Source organism: Sediminibacterium sp., assembly GCF_030695065.1.
Lineage (GTDB): Bacteria > Bacteroidota > Bacteroidia > Chitinophagales > Chitinophagaceae > Sediminibacterium.
Genome location: NZ_JAUYTR010000021.1, coordinates 47,552 through 64,487 on the forward strand (window position 1 = coordinate 47,552; position 16,936 = coordinate 64,487).

At 35.0% G+C, this 16,936-nt stretch carries 18 protein-coding genes; 9 read left to right on the forward strand and 9 right to left on the reverse strand.

Annotated elements, in window-relative coordinates; genetic code table 11:
* Positions 1-4: 4 nt before the first annotated feature.
* Entirely contained in the window at positions 5-1,267 is a 1,263-nt protein-coding gene (locus tag Q8S25_RS09785) for an aspartate kinase (protein ID WP_305537222.1), read from the reverse strand.
* Between the two features lie 91 nt (positions 1,268-1,358).
* Between Q8S25_RS09785 and fbp the strand changes: the two genes are divergently transcribed.
* From fbp to Q8S25_RS09815, 6 genes are read left to right on the forward strand one after another with little or no spacing between them, the layout of a single operon-like run.
* Positions 1,359-2,372, forward strand: a complete 1,014-nt coding sequence (fbp, locus tag Q8S25_RS09790; RefSeq protein ID WP_305537224.1) for a class 1 fructose-bisphosphatase — start codon at positions 1,359-1,361, stop codon at positions 2,370-2,372.
* A 5-nt stretch (positions 2,373-2,377) separates the two neighbouring features.
* Positions 2,378-2,863 carry a hypothetical protein gene (locus Q8S25_RS09795; protein WP_305537226.1) on the forward strand — a complete coding sequence of 162 codons (486 nt, stop codon included), beginning with the start codon at positions 2,378-2,380 and terminating at the stop codon, positions 2,861-2,863.
* Positions 2,864-2,865: 2 nt separating this feature from the next.
* Entirely contained in the window at positions 2,866-3,630 is a 765-nt protein-coding gene (locus Q8S25_RS09800; protein ID WP_305537228.1) for an ABC transporter ATP-binding protein, read from the forward strand.
* Positions 3,631-3,634: 4 nt separating this feature from the next.
* Complete coding sequence (locus tag Q8S25_RS09805) at positions 3,635-4,159, forward strand: YfiT family bacillithiol transferase (RefSeq protein WP_305537230.1); 525 nt, start codon at positions 3,635-3,637, stop codon at positions 4,157-4,159.
* A complete protein-coding gene (locus Q8S25_RS09810) occupies positions 4,159-4,722 on the forward strand; it encodes an NUDIX hydrolase (protein WP_305537232.1) in 564 nt (187 codons plus the stop codon). Before Q8S25_RS09805 ends, Q8S25_RS09810 begins: the two co-directional genes overlap by 1 nt.
* Position 4,723: 1 nt before the next feature.
* Entirely contained in the window at positions 4,724-5,284 is a 561-nt protein-coding gene (locus Q8S25_RS09815; protein WP_305537234.1) for an NUDIX hydrolase, read from the forward strand.
* A gap of 1 nt (position 5,285) precedes the next feature.
* Here Q8S25_RS09815 and Q8S25_RS09820 read toward each other — a convergent pair whose 3' ends face one another.
* On the reverse strand, positions 5,286-6,578 hold the full coding sequence (locus Q8S25_RS09820; RefSeq protein ID WP_305537236.1) for a folylpolyglutamate synthase/dihydrofolate synthase family protein: 1,293 nt from the start codon (positions 6,576-6,578) through the stop codon (positions 5,286-5,288).
* Positions 6,579-6,601: 23 nt separating this feature from the next.
* A complete protein-coding gene (locus Q8S25_RS09825) occupies positions 6,602-7,438 on the reverse strand; it encodes a hypothetical protein (RefSeq protein ID WP_305537238.1) in 837 nt (278 codons plus the stop codon).
* Between the two features lie 84 nt (positions 7,439-7,522).
* Here Q8S25_RS09825 and Q8S25_RS09830 point away from each other — a divergent pair, with 84 nt between their 5' ends.
* A complete protein-coding gene (locus Q8S25_RS09830) occupies positions 7,523-8,743 on the forward strand; it encodes an SUMF1/EgtB/PvdO family nonheme iron enzyme (protein ID WP_305537240.1) in 1,221 nt (406 codons plus the stop codon).
* Here Q8S25_RS09830 and Q8S25_RS09835 read toward each other — a convergent pair.
* The 6 genes from Q8S25_RS09835 to Q8S25_RS09860 all read right to left on the reverse strand — a co-directional run bounded on the left by Q8S25_RS09835 (position 8,740) and on the right by Q8S25_RS09860 (position 13,936).
* Positions 8,740-9,510, reverse strand: coding sequence for a TSUP family transporter (locus Q8S25_RS09835; RefSeq protein WP_305537242.1), 771 nt, complete (start codon positions 9,508-9,510; stop codon positions 8,740-8,742). The genes Q8S25_RS09830 and Q8S25_RS09835 overlap by 4 nt on opposite strands.
* Positions 9,511-9,517: 7 nt before the next feature.
* Positions 9,518-10,432, reverse strand: a complete 915-nt coding sequence (locus Q8S25_RS09840) for a DMT family transporter (RefSeq protein ID WP_305537244.1) — start codon at positions 10,430-10,432, stop codon at positions 9,518-9,520.
* Positions 10,432-11,736 carry a radical SAM protein gene (locus Q8S25_RS09845; protein ID WP_305537246.1) on the reverse strand — a complete coding sequence of 435 codons (1,305 nt, stop codon included), beginning with the start codon at positions 11,734-11,736 and terminating at the stop codon, positions 10,432-10,434. Before Q8S25_RS09845 ends, Q8S25_RS09840 begins: the two co-directional genes overlap by 1 nt.
* Positions 11,726-12,301 carry a hypothetical protein gene (locus Q8S25_RS09850; RefSeq protein ID WP_305537248.1) on the reverse strand — a complete coding sequence of 192 codons (576 nt, stop codon included), beginning with the start codon at positions 12,299-12,301 and terminating at the stop codon, positions 11,726-11,728. Before Q8S25_RS09850 ends, Q8S25_RS09845 begins: the two co-directional genes overlap by 11 nt.
* Positions 12,301-13,332, reverse strand: coding sequence for an agmatinase family protein (locus tag Q8S25_RS09855; protein ID WP_305537250.1), 1,032 nt, complete (start codon positions 13,330-13,332; stop codon positions 12,301-12,303). The genes Q8S25_RS09850 and Q8S25_RS09855 overlap by 1 nt, the downstream gene beginning before the upstream one ends.
* A 67-nt stretch (positions 13,333-13,399) precedes the next feature.
* Positions 13,400-13,936, reverse strand: a complete 537-nt coding sequence (locus Q8S25_RS09860; protein ID WP_305537252.1) for a hypothetical protein — start codon at positions 13,934-13,936, stop codon at positions 13,400-13,402.
* Between the two features lie 101 nt (positions 13,937-14,037).
* On the opposite strand from Q8S25_RS09860, the gene Q8S25_RS09865 reads away from it, so the two are divergent.
* Both Q8S25_RS09865 and ccsA read left to right on the forward strand, forming a co-directional pair.
* A complete protein-coding gene (locus Q8S25_RS09865) occupies positions 14,038-14,445 on the forward strand; it encodes a cytochrome c maturation protein CcmE (protein WP_305537254.1) in 408 nt (135 codons plus the stop codon).
* A gap of 25 nt (positions 14,446-14,470) precedes the next feature.
* Positions 14,471-16,918, forward strand: a complete 2,448-nt coding sequence (ccsA, locus tag Q8S25_RS09870; protein WP_305537256.1) for a cytochrome c biogenesis protein CcsA — start codon at positions 14,471-14,473, stop codon at positions 16,916-16,918.
* Positions 16,919-16,936 lie beyond the last annotated feature (18 nt).

A 16,936-nucleotide genomic window follows, 5' to 3' on the forward strand; every position in this document is an offset into this window, starting at 1 on the left:
GGTATTAAGCAGTTCTATAAATACATTGTAAGGTTTCCTTTGTTTTTTGTTCTAATAGTAAATCTTTTTTATTCAGTAATTCATTCACTATTTCTACATTATAATGTCTGATAGTTAATAGATTCAGTTGCTTTTCTAACTGTACATCAAATAAGGTACTGCACTCGTTTGCTAGCTGATTTATTTTCTCTTCGTGATCATCTAAGCATAATTGTAAGCTTATTGCCCCGGTTTGAATAAGGTTTGGTTTCACTTTTAATGAGCCAAAAATTTCATACAATCTACTCATAGGAGCTTCCCCTATAAAAGAAAAATCTTTGGTTTTTAAATGCATCATCACTTGATTCATTTTTACTACAATAATAGGGGGAAGGTTTTTTACCAACTTATTATGTATGATGGTCCCTTTTAATTGGGGGTTTAAAAAACATTTTACCAATAAAGGGATTCCCTTGTTTTGAAGCGGCTTTATTGTTTTAGGGTGAATGACCTGTGCTCCATAATAAGCCATTTCAATTACTTCATTAAAGTTTATTTCGTCAATTAGTTGAGCTTCACTAAATGCTTTTGGGTCTGCATTCATGACGCCTTCTACGTCTTTCCAAATAGTAAGATTTTCGGCATCTAAGATATTTGCGAAAATGGCAGCGGTATAGTCACTACCTTCTCTGCCAAGGGTAGTACTTTCATTATCGTCTGTGGCCCCAATAAATCCTTGGGTTATAGTGATATTGCCCTCGTATTTTTGTAATGCTTGTTTTATTCTTTCTGCGGAAAAATCAAATTGAACACCAGCTTCTCTAAAGTTGTTGTCGGTTCTTAGTAAGTCTCTAACGTCTAGCCATTGATTCAGTAAATTTTCTTCATTTAGGTAATGACTAATAAGGCAGGTACTAAATAATTCGCCTATGCAAACAATTTGGTCGTAATAATAGTCGTATGACCTTACTGGTTTGTCGTGCAACAACCATTCAACTTCTGTAAAAAAGTCGTTTAATTGCGCAATACAGTCATTGTATTTAAATACTAGCAAGTATTTTGCAGTTGTTAAATGCTGATTTTTAACAATATTGAATAATTCTAAAGCTTCGGCTTTATTACCCTTATAAAATGCATTGACCACTTTTTCTAAACCATTGGTTGTTTTGCCCATTGCAGATACAATAATTACCAAAGGTTCATTGCTAAATTCCTGTACAATATTTTTTAAGTTTTTTATTCTTTCAACACTATTTACGCTTGCGCCGCCAAATTTGAAGATTTTCATAATCTAAAGCTTATTATACTAATCAATATACCTACAAATATACGCTGCGTACACGCCCAATTACTATCTTTATGTAAACGAATTGCACCATATGAGTATTAATAGAAACGTATTAACACTAGACGAATTTACTTTACAACAATTACGTCAATTCCCAACAGCTACGGGAGAATTAAGCAGATTACTAAGGGATATGGCTTTAGCAGCAAAACGAGTAAATGTGGAAGTGAATAAAGCAGGATTAGTAGATATACTTGGCGATGCTGGAAGTATTAATGTGCAGGGGGAAGATGTAAAAAAGCTAGACATTTTTGCCAATAATCAGTTCATGGGGGTACTGCAACATGGTATCAGTTGTGCGGGCATAGGAAGTGAAGAAATGGATGACTTTGTAGTATTTGACGATGAAATAAGTAACAATAGCAAATACGTAGTATTGTTTGACCCATTAGATGGAAGCGGGAATATAGATGTGAATGTGTCTATTGGTACCATTTTTGGGGTTTATAAAAGGGTAAGCCCGTTGGGGAAGCCTTGTACCAAAGAAGATTTTTTGCAGCCTGGTAAAAACCAAGTTGCTGCAGGGTATGTAGTATACGGATCAAGTACCATGTTTGTTTATGCAACTAGAAGGGGTGTAAATGGCTTTACTTTAGATCCATCTATTGGGGAATTTACAATGAGCCACCCAAATATCACTTGCCCACCTACAGGTAAATTTTATTCTGTAAACCACGGAAATTTCTTTCAATACAATGAAGGTGTGAGAAAATATATAGACGGATGTCAAAGAAAAACAAAAGAAAATGGCGGTCCTTATACGCAAAGGTATATTGGTAGTATGGTTGCCGATGTTCACCGGAATCTAATTAAGGGAGGGATATTTATGTATCCTGGAACCATTGAAAAGCCGGGGGGCAAATTGCGACTTTTATATGAAGCCAATCCTTTCGCGTTTATTTTGGAAGTTGCTGGTGGGGTTGCAACCGATGGAATTGGAAGAATTTTAGATATTGTGCCTACTTCATTGCACCAGCGAACACCTCTTTTTATTGGTAGTAAATTAATGATGGAAGAGCTGGCTGAAATTGCTGGCATAAAATAACAAGCATGACTAAGCAATTTTTTTTTGTTTTGATAAGCATTTTAATGGTTCAGTTTGTTGTTGCACAACAAGCTTTGCCCAAGGGTGAAATGAGTTTTACAGCAATGACAAAGCCCAATAATATTGTTTTTAATGATAGTATTTACAAAGGAAGTAATCAATTTAAACAGCTGTTTTATAGAACTGGAAATCCTGAAATTATCCAATCATTTCAAAAACATCAGTCAAATAAAATTACAGGTCAAGTGTTAAGTTTTTCTGGTGCTATTGCATTATTAATAGGAATAAACAATTTGTCGGGTTCAAATAAAGGAATGGGATGGACTTTAATTGGTTCTGGCTTTGTTGCTTCTTTAGCTGGAGGATATTTCACCCTAGTAGGTCAAAACCACTTGCTTTCGGCAGTAGACTTGTTTAATAATCAATACAAAAAATCAACTGTTTCATTGGGTTTAGGGAAACAATCGGCTGGCTTAGTTTATAAATTTTAAATATGAGTAGTATTATCATAAGTGTTAAAGACCTGCATAAGAAGTACGGCAGTTTTCATGCGGTTAAAGGAATCAATTTTGAGGTATTGGAAGGAGAGATTTTTGGCTTATTAGGTCCTAATGGAGCAGGGAAGTCAACTACATTAGAGATTATTGAAACTTTAAGAGATAAAACCAGTGGTACTATTCATGTTGCAGGGTTTGATTTAGACAAAGACCCCAATGAGATCAAAAAAATAATAGGTGTGCAATTACAAACATCTGGTTATTATCCCAATCTTAATTTAACTGAATTAATCCGATTATTTGCTGGATTATATAATCAACCAACAGACCCAATTGCTTTATTGGATATGGTGAATTTAACAGATAAAGCAAAAGCTAAATACAAGGAATTAAGTGGTGGACAAAAACAACGATTTTCTATTGCTACCACTTTAATTAATAAGCCTAAGATTATTTTTTTAGATGAACCTACAACTGGTTTAGACCCGCAAGCTCGTAGAAATTTGTGGGATCTAATTAAAGACATCCGATTGCAGGGGACTACTGTAATTATTACCACCCATTATATGGATGAGGCAGAAGTGCTTTGTGATAGAGTTGCCATTATAGATAGCGGTAAAGTAATAGCAATGGCTTCTCCCGATAAATTAATAGACGATTTAGTTGCAAGTGGTTTTGAAAGGCCAAAGCAGGTAAAGAATGCTAACTTAGAAGATGTATTTATTCAACTTACTGGTCATGAATTAAGAGCCGAAAACTAATAGTATGATTAATGAACGTTATCCAATAGGGCATTTTGAACCATTGCCCTTTTCTGAAGCTCAAAAAAATAAGTGGTTAGCCGATATTCAATTTTTACCCAAAGAAATTGAGCAAGCATTGTTGAATTTAGATGAAGCACAGTTGCATACACCTTATAGAGCCGGTGGTTGGACTTTGCATCAAGTCGTTCATCATTTGGCAGATAGTCATATGAATGCCTATTGCAGGTTTAAGCTAGGATTAACTGAAGACACTCCAACCATTAAGCCATACGATGAAAATGCATGGACTTTGTTGAATGATGTTCAACATCTGCCAGTTAATATATCAGTTACCTTATTGCATGCATTACATACAAGATGGCATTTTGCAGTTAAAGATCTTACACTTGCTCAATGGGAGCGAAAAGTGTATCATCCTGCCAGTCAAAAGGATATGAGTTTATGGTATCTATTGGGTATGTATGCATGGCATGGAAAACACCATACAGCTCATATTAAAATGTTAAGAGAAAAAAATAATTGGTAATGCCTTCAATAAATAAATGGAAACTGCTGCAATCTGAGCAATTAGTAAAAGATCAGTGGGCAGACGTAAGAAAGAATAGTTATCAAAAAAATGACGGCTCAGTTATTGAGCCGTTTTATGTTTATGGTTTCCCTGATTATGCAACAGCAGTGGCTATCACCAAAAGGGGAACGGTCATTGTTGAAAAGATTTATAGGCCAGGATTAGATACTGTTGCATTAGAACTGCCAGGTGGTTGTGTAGATGCTACAGATACCATGTTAGAAAGTGCAATTGAAAGAGAACTTTTAGAAGAAACTGGATATCAATTTGATGAAATAGTATACTTAGGCAAGATTTCACCCAATCCAACCACCAATACTAATGTAATGCATATGTTCTTAGCAACAGGTGGTGAGGAAGACCCTAGCGCAGTAAGAGATACCGAAGAAGAAGTTGAAGTAATTGAAATGGAATGGGACGATTTTATTGCCCATTTTAAAGACCAAAAGTTTATACAATCAATGCAAACTTGTACCATTTTATATGCACTGATGAGACTTGACAAACTAATTGTTTATTAATATGCAACAGTCAATAAAGCCTTGGATTGTTCAACAATCAACTATTGTGTATGCAAAAAAATGGATGCAGGTAAAGGAAGAAGTTTGTGAATTACCAGATGGGCAAATCATTGACCCTTATTTTGTAATTGCGGTACCAGATTTTTGCAATGTAGTAATGGTGACCAATCAGGATGAATTAGTGATGGTAGAACAATACAGGCATGCAGCTGGTATTGTTTCTCTTGAATTACCAGGTGGAATGATTGAACCAGGTGAAGATCCAATGTTTGCAGCAAAAAGAGAAATGGAGGAAGAAACAGGCTATCAATCCAATCATTTTGAATTGCTATATTCTATTTATCCCAATCCTCCATTAGAAAATAATCGAGCTCATTTCTACCTGGCTACACAACTTACACCAACTGGGAAAACTTCATTTGATCAATATGAAGACATCAATTTAGTTCTAGTTCATAAGGATGAATTCCTCCATAAACTTTTACAAAATTCCTTTACACATGGGGCACAAGTTGGCGCAATGTATGCAGCAGCAATTAAATTGGGGTGGTTAAAAACGTAAATCAATGCTCATTTCTATCTACCTCTGCAATAACAAAAACACTACCACATACCAATATTAAATCGGATAAGTCGGCGTTTTCTTTTGCAGCCTTAATTGCACTATTAACATCACTAAATGCAGCGCCAGTTAATCCAAATTCTTTTGCTTGATGAAGTAATACTTGCTCATCTAGCGCCCTAGGAATGCTTGCTTTTGTAAAATAATATGTTGCAGTGCTGGGCAACAATTCTAAAACAGCCTGGATGTCTTTGTCTTTTACCATGCCCATTATCCAATGTAATTGTTTAAAGTTGCTAAGGTCTAATTGTGTTAGGATTGCTTTAATGCCATCTACATTATGACCAACATCTAAAACAACAGTTGGGTTTGCTTGAATAATTTCCCATCTTCCTTGAAGCCCTGTCAATTTTTTGACATTGCTTGATCCTTCTTTTATATGATTCGTTTGAATATCCCAACCTAGTTGTTGTAATACAGAACAAGCTTCTAAAACTGTTAGTAGATTTTTTGTTTGATAAAATCCAGTTAGGTCAAGTGCATAATGCTGGTATTCGTTTTTATTTTTATCTACAACAGTAACATTTAATAATGGTTGTTGATAAAGCCAATCATTAATATACCGTTGGTCTTCTGCAAATGAGATAGGACTTGATTTTGAAGCTTCCATAAAAACTGGTAAGGTTTCCAGATTAGACTCTCCAATAACAACAGGCACCAAGGGTTTTATTATTCCAGCTTTCTCACCCGCAATTGCTGTTAATGTATTCCCTAATAAGTTCATATGATCCATCCCTATATTGGTAATGATACTTAATTCGGGTAAAATTATATTCGTGCTGTCTAATCTACCTCCTAATCCAGTTTCAATGATGGCAATGTCTACTTCGTTTACTGCAAAATAGTCAAAAGCCATTGCAACGGTTATTTCGAAAAAAGAAGGTTCAATGGTTTCAATTTGGTCTTGTATTCTTTGGGTAAAGTTGATAACAAAGTCTTCTGAGCAACATATTCCATTTATTTTTATTCGCTCTCTAAAATCATACAAATGAGGGGAAGTATAAAGCCCTGTTTTAAATCCAGCTGCTTGCATAATGGCGGCCAACATATGACTAGTAGATCCTTTACCATTGGTACCTGCAATATGTATTGATTTAAACTTTTTATGTGGATTACCCAACACTTTACAAAGGGCAAGTGTATTGGTGAGGTCTTTTTTGTATGCAGCTTCCCCAATTTTACTAAACATGGGAAGTTGATTAAATAAATAGGAGACAGTTTCAGCGTAATTCATACTGCTGCAAAGATGCAAAATTATTAATTCCTAAGTTTAAAATTAAACACCAAAGTACCAGTTTGTTCATTAGCATTACCTTCACTTAATTGAAGTGTTTTTGCTTTTTGAATTGCAATATTTCGAATGCGTTGATTGGTTGTAGTTGTAGCTTTTAAATTGATAACAGCTTCTAAAACAGCGCCTGATTTATTTACGGTAATATCAACCGCTACTTTTGCATTTTCATTAAAATCATCTTCAAATGAAGGCAATTTGGTAATTTTTCTTCCACCTAAGCCGCTTTTTATTGCAACGCCACCTGTACCACCTAAACCACCATTGCCACTTGATGCATTCCCTTGGTAACTATCTGAATTAATATTTCCCGTTGGTTTTCCTTGGTCTCCTTTTCCCCCAGCTATACCTTGATTTGTAACTCCATTATAGCTGTCTGCTAAATTTCCTCCGCTGCCTTTGCTATTGTTGCCAGTAAATACAGCTTTGGGTTTTGGGTTAGGTGGAACAATGCTGTTAGCATTAGTTGGTTTACTGGTAGTATTAACTGCAGGCTTGTTTAAAGGAACGTCTTCTTCTGTTGGATTGTTTTCAGGAATTGAAACGGTTTCTTCAGAAGGGCTGTTGTTTGTATTATTTTGTTCTTGAGCTGTTTCTCCAATTGAAGTGGGAGGCGTTGTGCCATATCCTGTTTCAGCATCACCTAAATTAACTTCTATGCCTTCACCTCCAGCGGGTTCTTGTAGGAATGGTTGTTGATAACGAACATAAAAAAAGATGGAAAATAAAATTACTGTTATAACGAGTGTTATAATAGTAGCTTTAAGTTGATCCTGCTTTTCTAAAACTTGCTCTTGATTCATAAAGTATAAAAGTACATTAATCCAATTAGTATTGATGGAAAGAAAGGTTAATTTTCATACCTTGTTATTCAATATTCCCTATATATGAACTTGATAACCAAAACATTAGCATTCATTTTAATTTGCTTCTTAACAACCAAGCTTCAAGCTCAGATTGATACCGAAAAAATGGCTCTTTTCTTTGCTGAAGGATATTCAATAACCGAATTAGAATTTTTGATAGATAATATGCCGCTTAAAAAACACGAAAAGTGGATGGAGAAGCGAGGTTATATATTTAGAGAAGAAATTCCTTCCAAAAGATGTTTGGTATATAAAAAAGGGGAAGTGGTAACCTTTTATATTTTTTTAGAAAAAGAATTTATTTCAGAAATTAGGGTTTCAAGTTCTCCACAAAAGTTTTATCAAGCAGTAGACACTTTTTCAAAAACATCTTTGTTTAGGCTTACAAAAACGTTGAAAAAAATTAGTTTTACCGAAGCGGCGAAAGATAAATATTGGAGAAACAAAGGGTATGTATATTATGCCAATGCAGATAATTATGTTGTAGGAATCTTTAGGGACTATCCATTTGAAATGCAAAGAAAAATCAGTAGGAATTTTTTGCCTGAAATGGTTTATGTAAAAGGGGGCAGTTTTAACATGGGCAGTAATAATGCAGAAGATCCAGCTGATACTAAACCGGCTTTCTCCGCAATGGTTGGCGATTTTAATATTGGACAATATGAAGTAACCGTTAAACAGTTTAGGTATTTTTGTACAGAAACAAAAAGAAAAATGCCAAGTGCTCCATTAGTTGGATGGCAAGAAGATTATCCAATTCGAAATATTACTTGGGATGATGCTTTAGACTATTGTTATTGGTTAAGCTACGTCACAGGGAAAAAATATCGACTACCATCTGAAGCCGAATGGGAATATGCCGCAAGGGGCGGTCAAAAAACAAAAAAATTCATTTATGCAGGATCTGATTTTTTAGAAAAAGTAGGTTGGACATTTAAAAAAAATGAAGTGGTAATGAAACGAATTGGCAGCACTTATCCAAATGAACTTGAAATTTATGATATGAGTTCGAATGTATTTGAATGGACGAATGATTGGTATAATTCTACTTGGTATGAATCAAGGAGTAAAAACCCTGTTTTAGGGGTTAACTATAGTAGCCCATCTGTAGGTACTCAAAAAGTTATTAGAGGTGGCAGTAGTAGTGAAACTTCAAAATCAAGAGTTATTTACAGAGGGAAAGTTTCCCCTAGCTCCAATTTTGTAGATTTAGGTTTTAGGGTGGTGTTAGAAGAAGATTAATCCTTTAAAAAGATATCATAACCAAATCGAAGTAAAGTAGCCATAACAACCAACAGAAAGAAAATTCGGATAAACTGATTTCCTTTATAAATAGCCAGTTTGGCACCCAATATTCCTCCAATTGCATTACATACTGCCATTGGGATGGCAACCGACCATAATATGGTTCCTTTTAACATGAATAAAGAAATAGACCCTAAATTGGTGGATAGATTGATTAGTTTGGCATAAGTGCCTGCTTTTAAAAAATCAAATCCAAGAATGCCAATAAACGCCATGATAAAGAAACTACCTGCTCCAGGTCCAATGAAGCCATCATAAAATCCAATGATTAAGCTTATTAGAAGGGAGTAGTTTAATTGTTTTTTGGTTGATATTTCTTTATGAACTGTTTGTCCAAAATTTTTCTTTGTATAAGTGTAAAGGGCAACTACGATTAAGACAACAAAAATAACGGGCTTCATATATTTATTACTTACAATAGAGAGCAATTGCGATCCCGCAAAAGCTGCACTAAAAGCAATTAAACACATTAACCCTACTTGCTCCCAGTTAACTGAAACTTTTTTAACATATTGTCTAGCAGCAAAAGCGGTACCAGTAAAAGCAGGAATTTTTAATGATCCCATTACAGTAGCAACAGGAAATTGTGGCAATAACATGATGCCCGCTGGTAACTGAATTAATCCACCGCCACCTACAATTGCATCTACAAATCCTGCCAGGAAAGCGAAAGTGCATAATAATATCATCGTGTTGATATCCATCAATTGCTTATTTATTTGTAAAAGTAAAGTTGGCAATAACTAATCCTCCAATTACCAAGATGCCGCTATAAAAATGGATAGGCGTAATGGCTTCACCTAAAATTAATACTGCTTCCAATGTGCTGAAAATAGGAATTAAGTTTCCAAACAAAACAGTTCTTCCGGCACCCAATTTTGAAATGGCTAAATTCCAACACCAAAATGCCAAAACAGATGTTCCTATACCAAGATATAGTATTGAACCAATTAAAGAATTTGACCAATCAATAGACTTTTTTACTATGGATTGTTCTATTATAAAAAATGGGAATAACATCAATGTGCCTAATACAAAAATGATGAGTAAAAAAGATAAGGCACTAATTTGTATTGGCTTTCTTCTTACCAATATATTGTAAACTGCAAAGGCAAAAGCGCCTGCTAATATCCAAGCATCTCCACTTGAAAATTTAAAGGAGAGCAATACTTCCCAGCTTCCTTTAGATATCAATAGTACAATACCCAAAATGCACAGAATCATGCCGATGATTCTATAAAAACTCAGTCTTTCTTTTAAAAAAACAACGGCCATTATAGTTGCAAAAATGGGAGAGGAGGTAGTTCCAATTAATGCCATATTAATTGCAGTGGTATTATGACCTGCTACATAAACGAATGTATTAAACAGCGCAATTCCAGTTAATGCAATTAGACTCAATATTTTCCAATTTGCTTTAAGGTGGTTTAGTTCCGAATAAACTTTTTTATATGCAAATGGGAACAACACCAATGAAGCACAAGCCCATCTATAAAATGCCAAGCTGATTGGGCTAATAACATTACTGACTTTTCTAGCTATGATAAAATTACCAGACCAAAGTAGCGTAGCAATTATTGCCAATAAAAAACCCTGTACAATATGGTTACTTAATTTAGACTGCATTATTGTAAAGGAGCTCCTGCAAATTGGTGGTTATAATCTCCTTTAATTCTTTCCATAGGAGGATTAAAATAGCCAAATTTTAAATTGGGGAATTCTTCTTGAATTAGATCCATCATTTGTTTTACCCCCAACATTTCTCCTGTATCAGTCATTCCAATTTTACCCATATACCAATCTGGATCAATATTGAAATTTCGCCACTGTATCATGTTTAAATCGGTATCTGCTATAAGTTTTCGAAGGGCTTCATATTCTGCTTCACTGTCTGTAATTCCTGGGAAAACAAAATAATTGATGCTGGTCCATCCGCCATATTTGCGCATGACTTTTAAGCTTTCAATAATGTCTTCAAATACATAGTTATTTGGCCTATAGTATGATTCGTAAATATGTTTCTGTGCAGAGTTCGTGCTAACCCTCATGCTGTTTAACCCTGCGTTGCAAAGTGCATCAACTGCGGCAGGCTTAGACCCGTTGGTATTAATATTAATACTACCTCTACTGGTATGTTTTCTAATTTCAATGATAGATTCTTTAATGGTCTCCCACATTAACAAGGGTTCCCCTTCGCAGCCTTGTCCAAAACTGATAATTGGATATGGCGCATTCATTAAATGGGGAACTGTAAATTCAACAATCTCTTCTGCCATTGGCTTGAACGTAAGTCGGTCCTGTGTACTAACAATGGTTTCTTCTTCTGGCTGAAATGAGATACAGCCAATACAATTGGCATTGCATGCTGGTGAAGTAGGAACTGGACATTCCCATCTGCCTAAAGAAAAATTTCTTGCTGCAGGGCAATGATATGTCATACAGCAGTTTTCCATCAAATGTTTAACCAACCTATTTTCAGGATAAGCTGCTAGCAAATGAGTAGTTCCTTCTTTTACTTTCGTATCATCAAATCCTGCCGCTTCTTGGCGGATATCTTTTTCAATTCTAACTGCTGGCACATAATTTTTATCGTTCATCCAACCAACCGCAGTATAACAAAATAATGGTAGCGTAGGGGCATCTGGCATGGTTTCGTATGCTGCAATAAATAAACCTGTGTAAGCAGGGGGAATAAATGCTGCTACAGCCCAACCTTTTTCGCAAAGTCTCATTTCGCCTGTTTCTACATCAATGCCAATTCCTCTTCTTCCGGGCAGTTCATATAAGTTTCCACCTTGTGGTAATTCTATCCATTGATCAGATTCAACTGGAAATGCATCCCATCCGGCACGTCCTACGGCAAATAGGGTTTCATCTTCATAAATATTCCCCTCGCCATCGGAGTACAATAAAAATGGTTTAACTAACATAAGCTGTTTTTTCTAGTTGTGCTTTTGCGAATGCATTGAATTCTTCCTCTGTAGTTCTTGTAGTTTCTGACTCTAATTCTTCTTGTATTAATTTATCGCTTTTAAAATCTAGGGTTAATAGTCCATCTTTCAATACTACATTTGTTAATGCACCCCACTCGTACCTTTTTTTTGGGAAACTGTTAAACACAATCTCATTTTCGTCAAAGGCAATTTCTTCTGGAAATTTTACTTGTTTTTCTAGCATAGCAGCCAATAAATAAATCAATGCAATCCATAAGCCATCTTCCATACTATACCAACCCATTGCACCTAATAATAAACCAAATCTATAAAAAGGGGGAGTACCTCTTTTCTTTTGCCAAATACAAAATGCTCCCCAACCAATAATTAATGCAGCAAATGCTAAAGAAGTTATCCAAGTATTTGAACCTTTAGTTACATCTTCAATAAATGTATTGCCAATAAAAGCAATTACTGCAATGAGCAACATAATTTGGCTTACTCCATCTACTGTTGTATAGTTTCGTTTTTTTAAAACGATTATATAGTCAAATGTTTTCATTATACCATTAAGTTACAAAGTCTCCATAATAATCTTGCACCTACATTGCTGTCCCAATCTGTTTCACCTACACCAATTTCAACCAAATCAAAACCGATTAATTCCCTGCCACTCTCTTTTATTTTTTTTAACAAATAAATTATTTCTTCACTTTCAAATCCCCCAGGTACAGGTGTGCCTGTATTGGGGCAGAGTTTCCTGTCTAATCCATCAATATCAAAACTAATGTATACTTTTTCAGGTAGGTGTTGAATAATTTCATCGGTAATATTTTTCCAAACTTGCCCTTCAAAAAGCCTTTCTTTTATATTTTTATCAAAATAGGTAATTACCCTAAAATTACTGTTGCAGATATAGTCCCATTCTTGCTCACAATAATCTCTTACACCTACTTGCACCAATTTAGTTAATTCCGGAATTTCATTTAGTGCGTTATACATGATAGATGCATGCGAATAAGTAAAATCTTCATACTTTATCCGAAGGTCGCAATGTGCATCAATTTGCAAAACGCCAAAAGAACCATGTTTTTCCGCTAGCGCTTTCATTAAGCCTAAAGGTGTGCTATGATCACCTCCTAATAGTCCCACGATTTTTTGTTTATCTAATATGGCTTTGCTTTGTTCATACACCCAGTTATTTAAATAATTACTGCCCTCATTAATTTCTTTTACACTCTTACACATGAACTTGTTTTTCAACAATTCAGCCCCTTGAGAAATATAGTCTATATAGAGTTCAGCTTCTTTTCTTAAATAATCACTTTTTAGCAAAAGTTTTTTGTCAATTTCTTTCATAAAAAATCCATGCTTCCAACCAGCATTCCCATCCATGTCCATTAAGTCTACTTGCATGCTACTTTTAAACACGTGTTCTGCAGCTCTAGCTGTTCCAGCCCCGTAACTAACTGTCACTTCCCATGGAACTGGAAGTATAATCACTTTTGACTCTTCCTCTGTAAAAGGAAGTCCAAAAATATTATTGTTCGGATTGGCAACCGCGTTGGGATTAAAGCCAGATAAATCGTTCATAATATGAAGTATTGAAAACGGGGTGCAAGTTAGTTCCTTAATTGATACTACATCACTATTTTATGTCTTATCTGGGTTCATAATACCTGTTAAATGAATCAAATAATGCCTTAAAGGGTAAAAAGGGCAAGAAATAGAGCAGATATACAGGGATTGCGGATAAATTTAATCCATAATTAAACCAGTTTGCAGCAGCAAACAAAATGACCAACCATTTATTTCTATTGATGGTTTTAAATACCAATATTGGGTTAATGCAGAAAGGAATTAAGATAGCCCACCAAATAAAGTTGTAATAAGCATTATTGGCAAGTGCTAAGTAACTTAAATTGAATAGCAACATCAATAAAGTGGATAAAATGCTCCAGCCCCTAGTAGGTATAAAAAAACCTACCAAAACAGCAGTTGAAGCAATAATACTTACAGTGGGTCTAAACCAGCTATTGATATACCAGCTTGATTTTTGCAGTGGTAATTGATAGGGCATTTGGTTTAATCCCATTTGTATAGCCATTACTAAAAAGAGCATACCAAATACAATTCTTGCCATAAATAGCCTAAAATCTTCAGTGGTAAGGAGGTTATTATCGGTGGTTGCAGTCATTTTAACTATTTGTGGAAAGTTGAAAATTTTAACATGCTCGAATAAGCAACAATTCTTTTTACCTATTGTTTTTAAATTACCTTTGCACTATAAAATTAGCCATGAAAACAACTCATATAATAATTCTTGTTTTAATTGCCGCTGCAATTGCAGTTTTAGTTCAATACAGTGGCGACCTTACCACTTATGAAACTATTGCTTCTGCAAAGGAAAAAGAAGGAAAATTCGTGAATTTAATTGCCAAGCTAGATACTACACAGGCCATTGAATACGATGCGGTTAAAAATCCAAATTATTTGAGCTTCACAGCTATTGATACGTTAGGGAATTCTATTAAAGTGGTTTATCATGATACTAAACCTACTGATATGGAAAAAAGCGAACGAATTGTATTAAAGGGTAAAGTACAAAATAACCAATTTGAGTGCGAGCATATTTTACTTAAATGTCCCTCAAAATACAAGGACGATCCTAATGCAATGAAGAAACAATTGCAAACCTCTAATTAACTGTTATATACTTAAGAACTGATTCATGAATTATATTGGTGAACATTTATTGCCCGGTCAAATAGGACATTTCTTTGCTATTTTAAGTTTAGTTGCCTCTTTGTTGGCAACTTTTGCTTTTTTTAAGTCGGCAAGTACGCCATTAAATGAAAACAAGCGTCCATGGCTTTTATTGGCCAGATGGGCTTTTTTGGCGGAAACCATTAGCATCATTGTATTATTTGGATGTTTGTATTATATCATTTCAAATCACCTATTTGAGTATAAATATGCGTATACGCATAGTGATTTGAGTTTGCAATTTGAATATTTATTGAGTTGTTTTTGGGAAGGCCAAGAAGGTAGCTTTATGCTTTGGAGTTTTTGGCATTGTGTTTTAGGTTGGGTGCTCATTTGGAAGGCAGGAAAGTGGGAAGCTCCGGTAATGACAGTTATTAGCTTTGCCCAATTTTTCATGGCAACAATGTTATTGGGAATGTATTTCTTTGGTTCTAGAATAGGCATTAGTCCTTTTGCTTTGTTGCGAAATGAAATGGATGCACCAATTTTTAGCCAACCCAATTACCTAGAATTTATTAAAGATGGTACGGGATTAAATACCTTACTTCAGAATTACTGGATGGTTATTCACCCACCTATTCTTTTTCTTGGATTTGCATCTACCATTGTTCCTTTTGCTTACGCTATAGCAGGTTTAGCAACAAAAGATCACGATTGGATTAAACCTGCTTTACCGTGGGGTTCTTTTTCAGCTGCAATATTGGGTACTGGTATCATGATGGGAGGGGCATGGGCATATGAAAGCCTTTCATTTGGAGGATATTGGGCTTGGGATCCAGTAGAGAACGCTTCATTGGTTCCATGGCTAACTTTAATAGCTGGCTTACATACCAACTTGATTTATAAGAATAGCGGCTATTCTTTAAGGCCAACTTATTTTTTCTACATCATCAGTTTTGTGCTGATTTTATATTCTTCATTTTTAACGAAAAGCGGAATTTTGGGCGATACATCGGTACACTCATTTACCGATATGGGGTTGAATACGCAGTTACTTTTGTTTGTACTCATCTTTTTTATACCTGCCATGGTATTGTATTTTGTACGATACAAAAGCATTCCATCCATTCAAAAAGAAGAAAGTACTTATAGTAGAGAGTTTTGGATGTTTATTGGTTCATTGGTCTTTTTTTTATCGGGGATGGTCATCATTGTAAAAACATCAACCCCTGTATGGAATAAAGTTTTTGGAACCAATATTGCTCCACCACAAGATCCTGAATTTGCCCACAATCAGATACAAATATTTGTTGCAATCATTTTAGGGATGCTTACTGCAACAACACAATACCTAAAATATAAGGATACTCCAAAAGGTATGTTTTGGAAAAAAATTCTAATACCTACCATTATTGCAATAGCTATTTCAGCTTCTATTAGTATTTGGGGTGATATTTCTTACACCAAAAAAGGCCCCGGCTTTTTAGCAGCAATTCATTTGGGAATTTTTGCTGCAGTTTATGCTGTTGTTGCTAATACTGCCTATTTATGGTTGGGAATAAAAGGTAAAATTAAAGCTGCAGGCCCTTCTGTTGCTCATATTGGATTTGGTTTGGCATTGGTGGGGATTTTAATTTCATCAGGAAAGAAAACAGTGTTGAGCTGGAATACAACGGGTGTAACCCCTTTAAGTGTTGAAAGCAAAGATGAAAAAGGTAACCCAGCAGGTGATCCAGCAGAGAACCTTACTTTGTTTAAAGCAGTTGCTACCGATATGGGTAAGTACATGGTAACCTATACCATGGATACAACCAATCCTAGAGATCGAAAAAGGTATTTTGAAATTGATTTTAAAGCTAAAGATGGTTCTGAGCAATTTAAGCTGTATCCAGATGTAATTAAAAATAATAAAGGAATGGAAGGTTTTGCTGCTAATCCTGCTGCAAAACATTATTGGTATAAAGACATTTTTGTTTACATCACTTCTTTTCAAGAGAATAGGGCTGCAGATACCGTTAGTTTTAAGAATAAAACCGTGAAAGTAAACGACACTTTGTTCTATGGTAACGGAATGATGATTCTCAACAAAGTAGCAGTAAATCCTAAAGATTTAAAAGCAAAATATGCGGAGGATGAAACTGCTTTGTTCTTAGATATGACCATAATTTCTAAAGAAGGAAAACAATATAGGGCTTATCCTGGAATTGCTTTGAAAGGGCAAGAATTACGTTCATTACCAGACAGTGTGATCTCACAAAGCCTAGTGTTGAAATTCAATAAAGTCATAGATCAAGATGCAGGGAAATTGGAAATTGGGGTAAAGGAAAGTGGTAATATTACCGACTTAATCACCCTTAAAGTATACCAATTTCCTATGATTAATTTATTGTGGATGGGAATTGTAATTATGGTAATTGGATTTGTCATGTCGATTATTCAACGTGTTAAACAAATTCAAAAATCTGTTTTATAGCTTTGGCAGCGTAGGTTA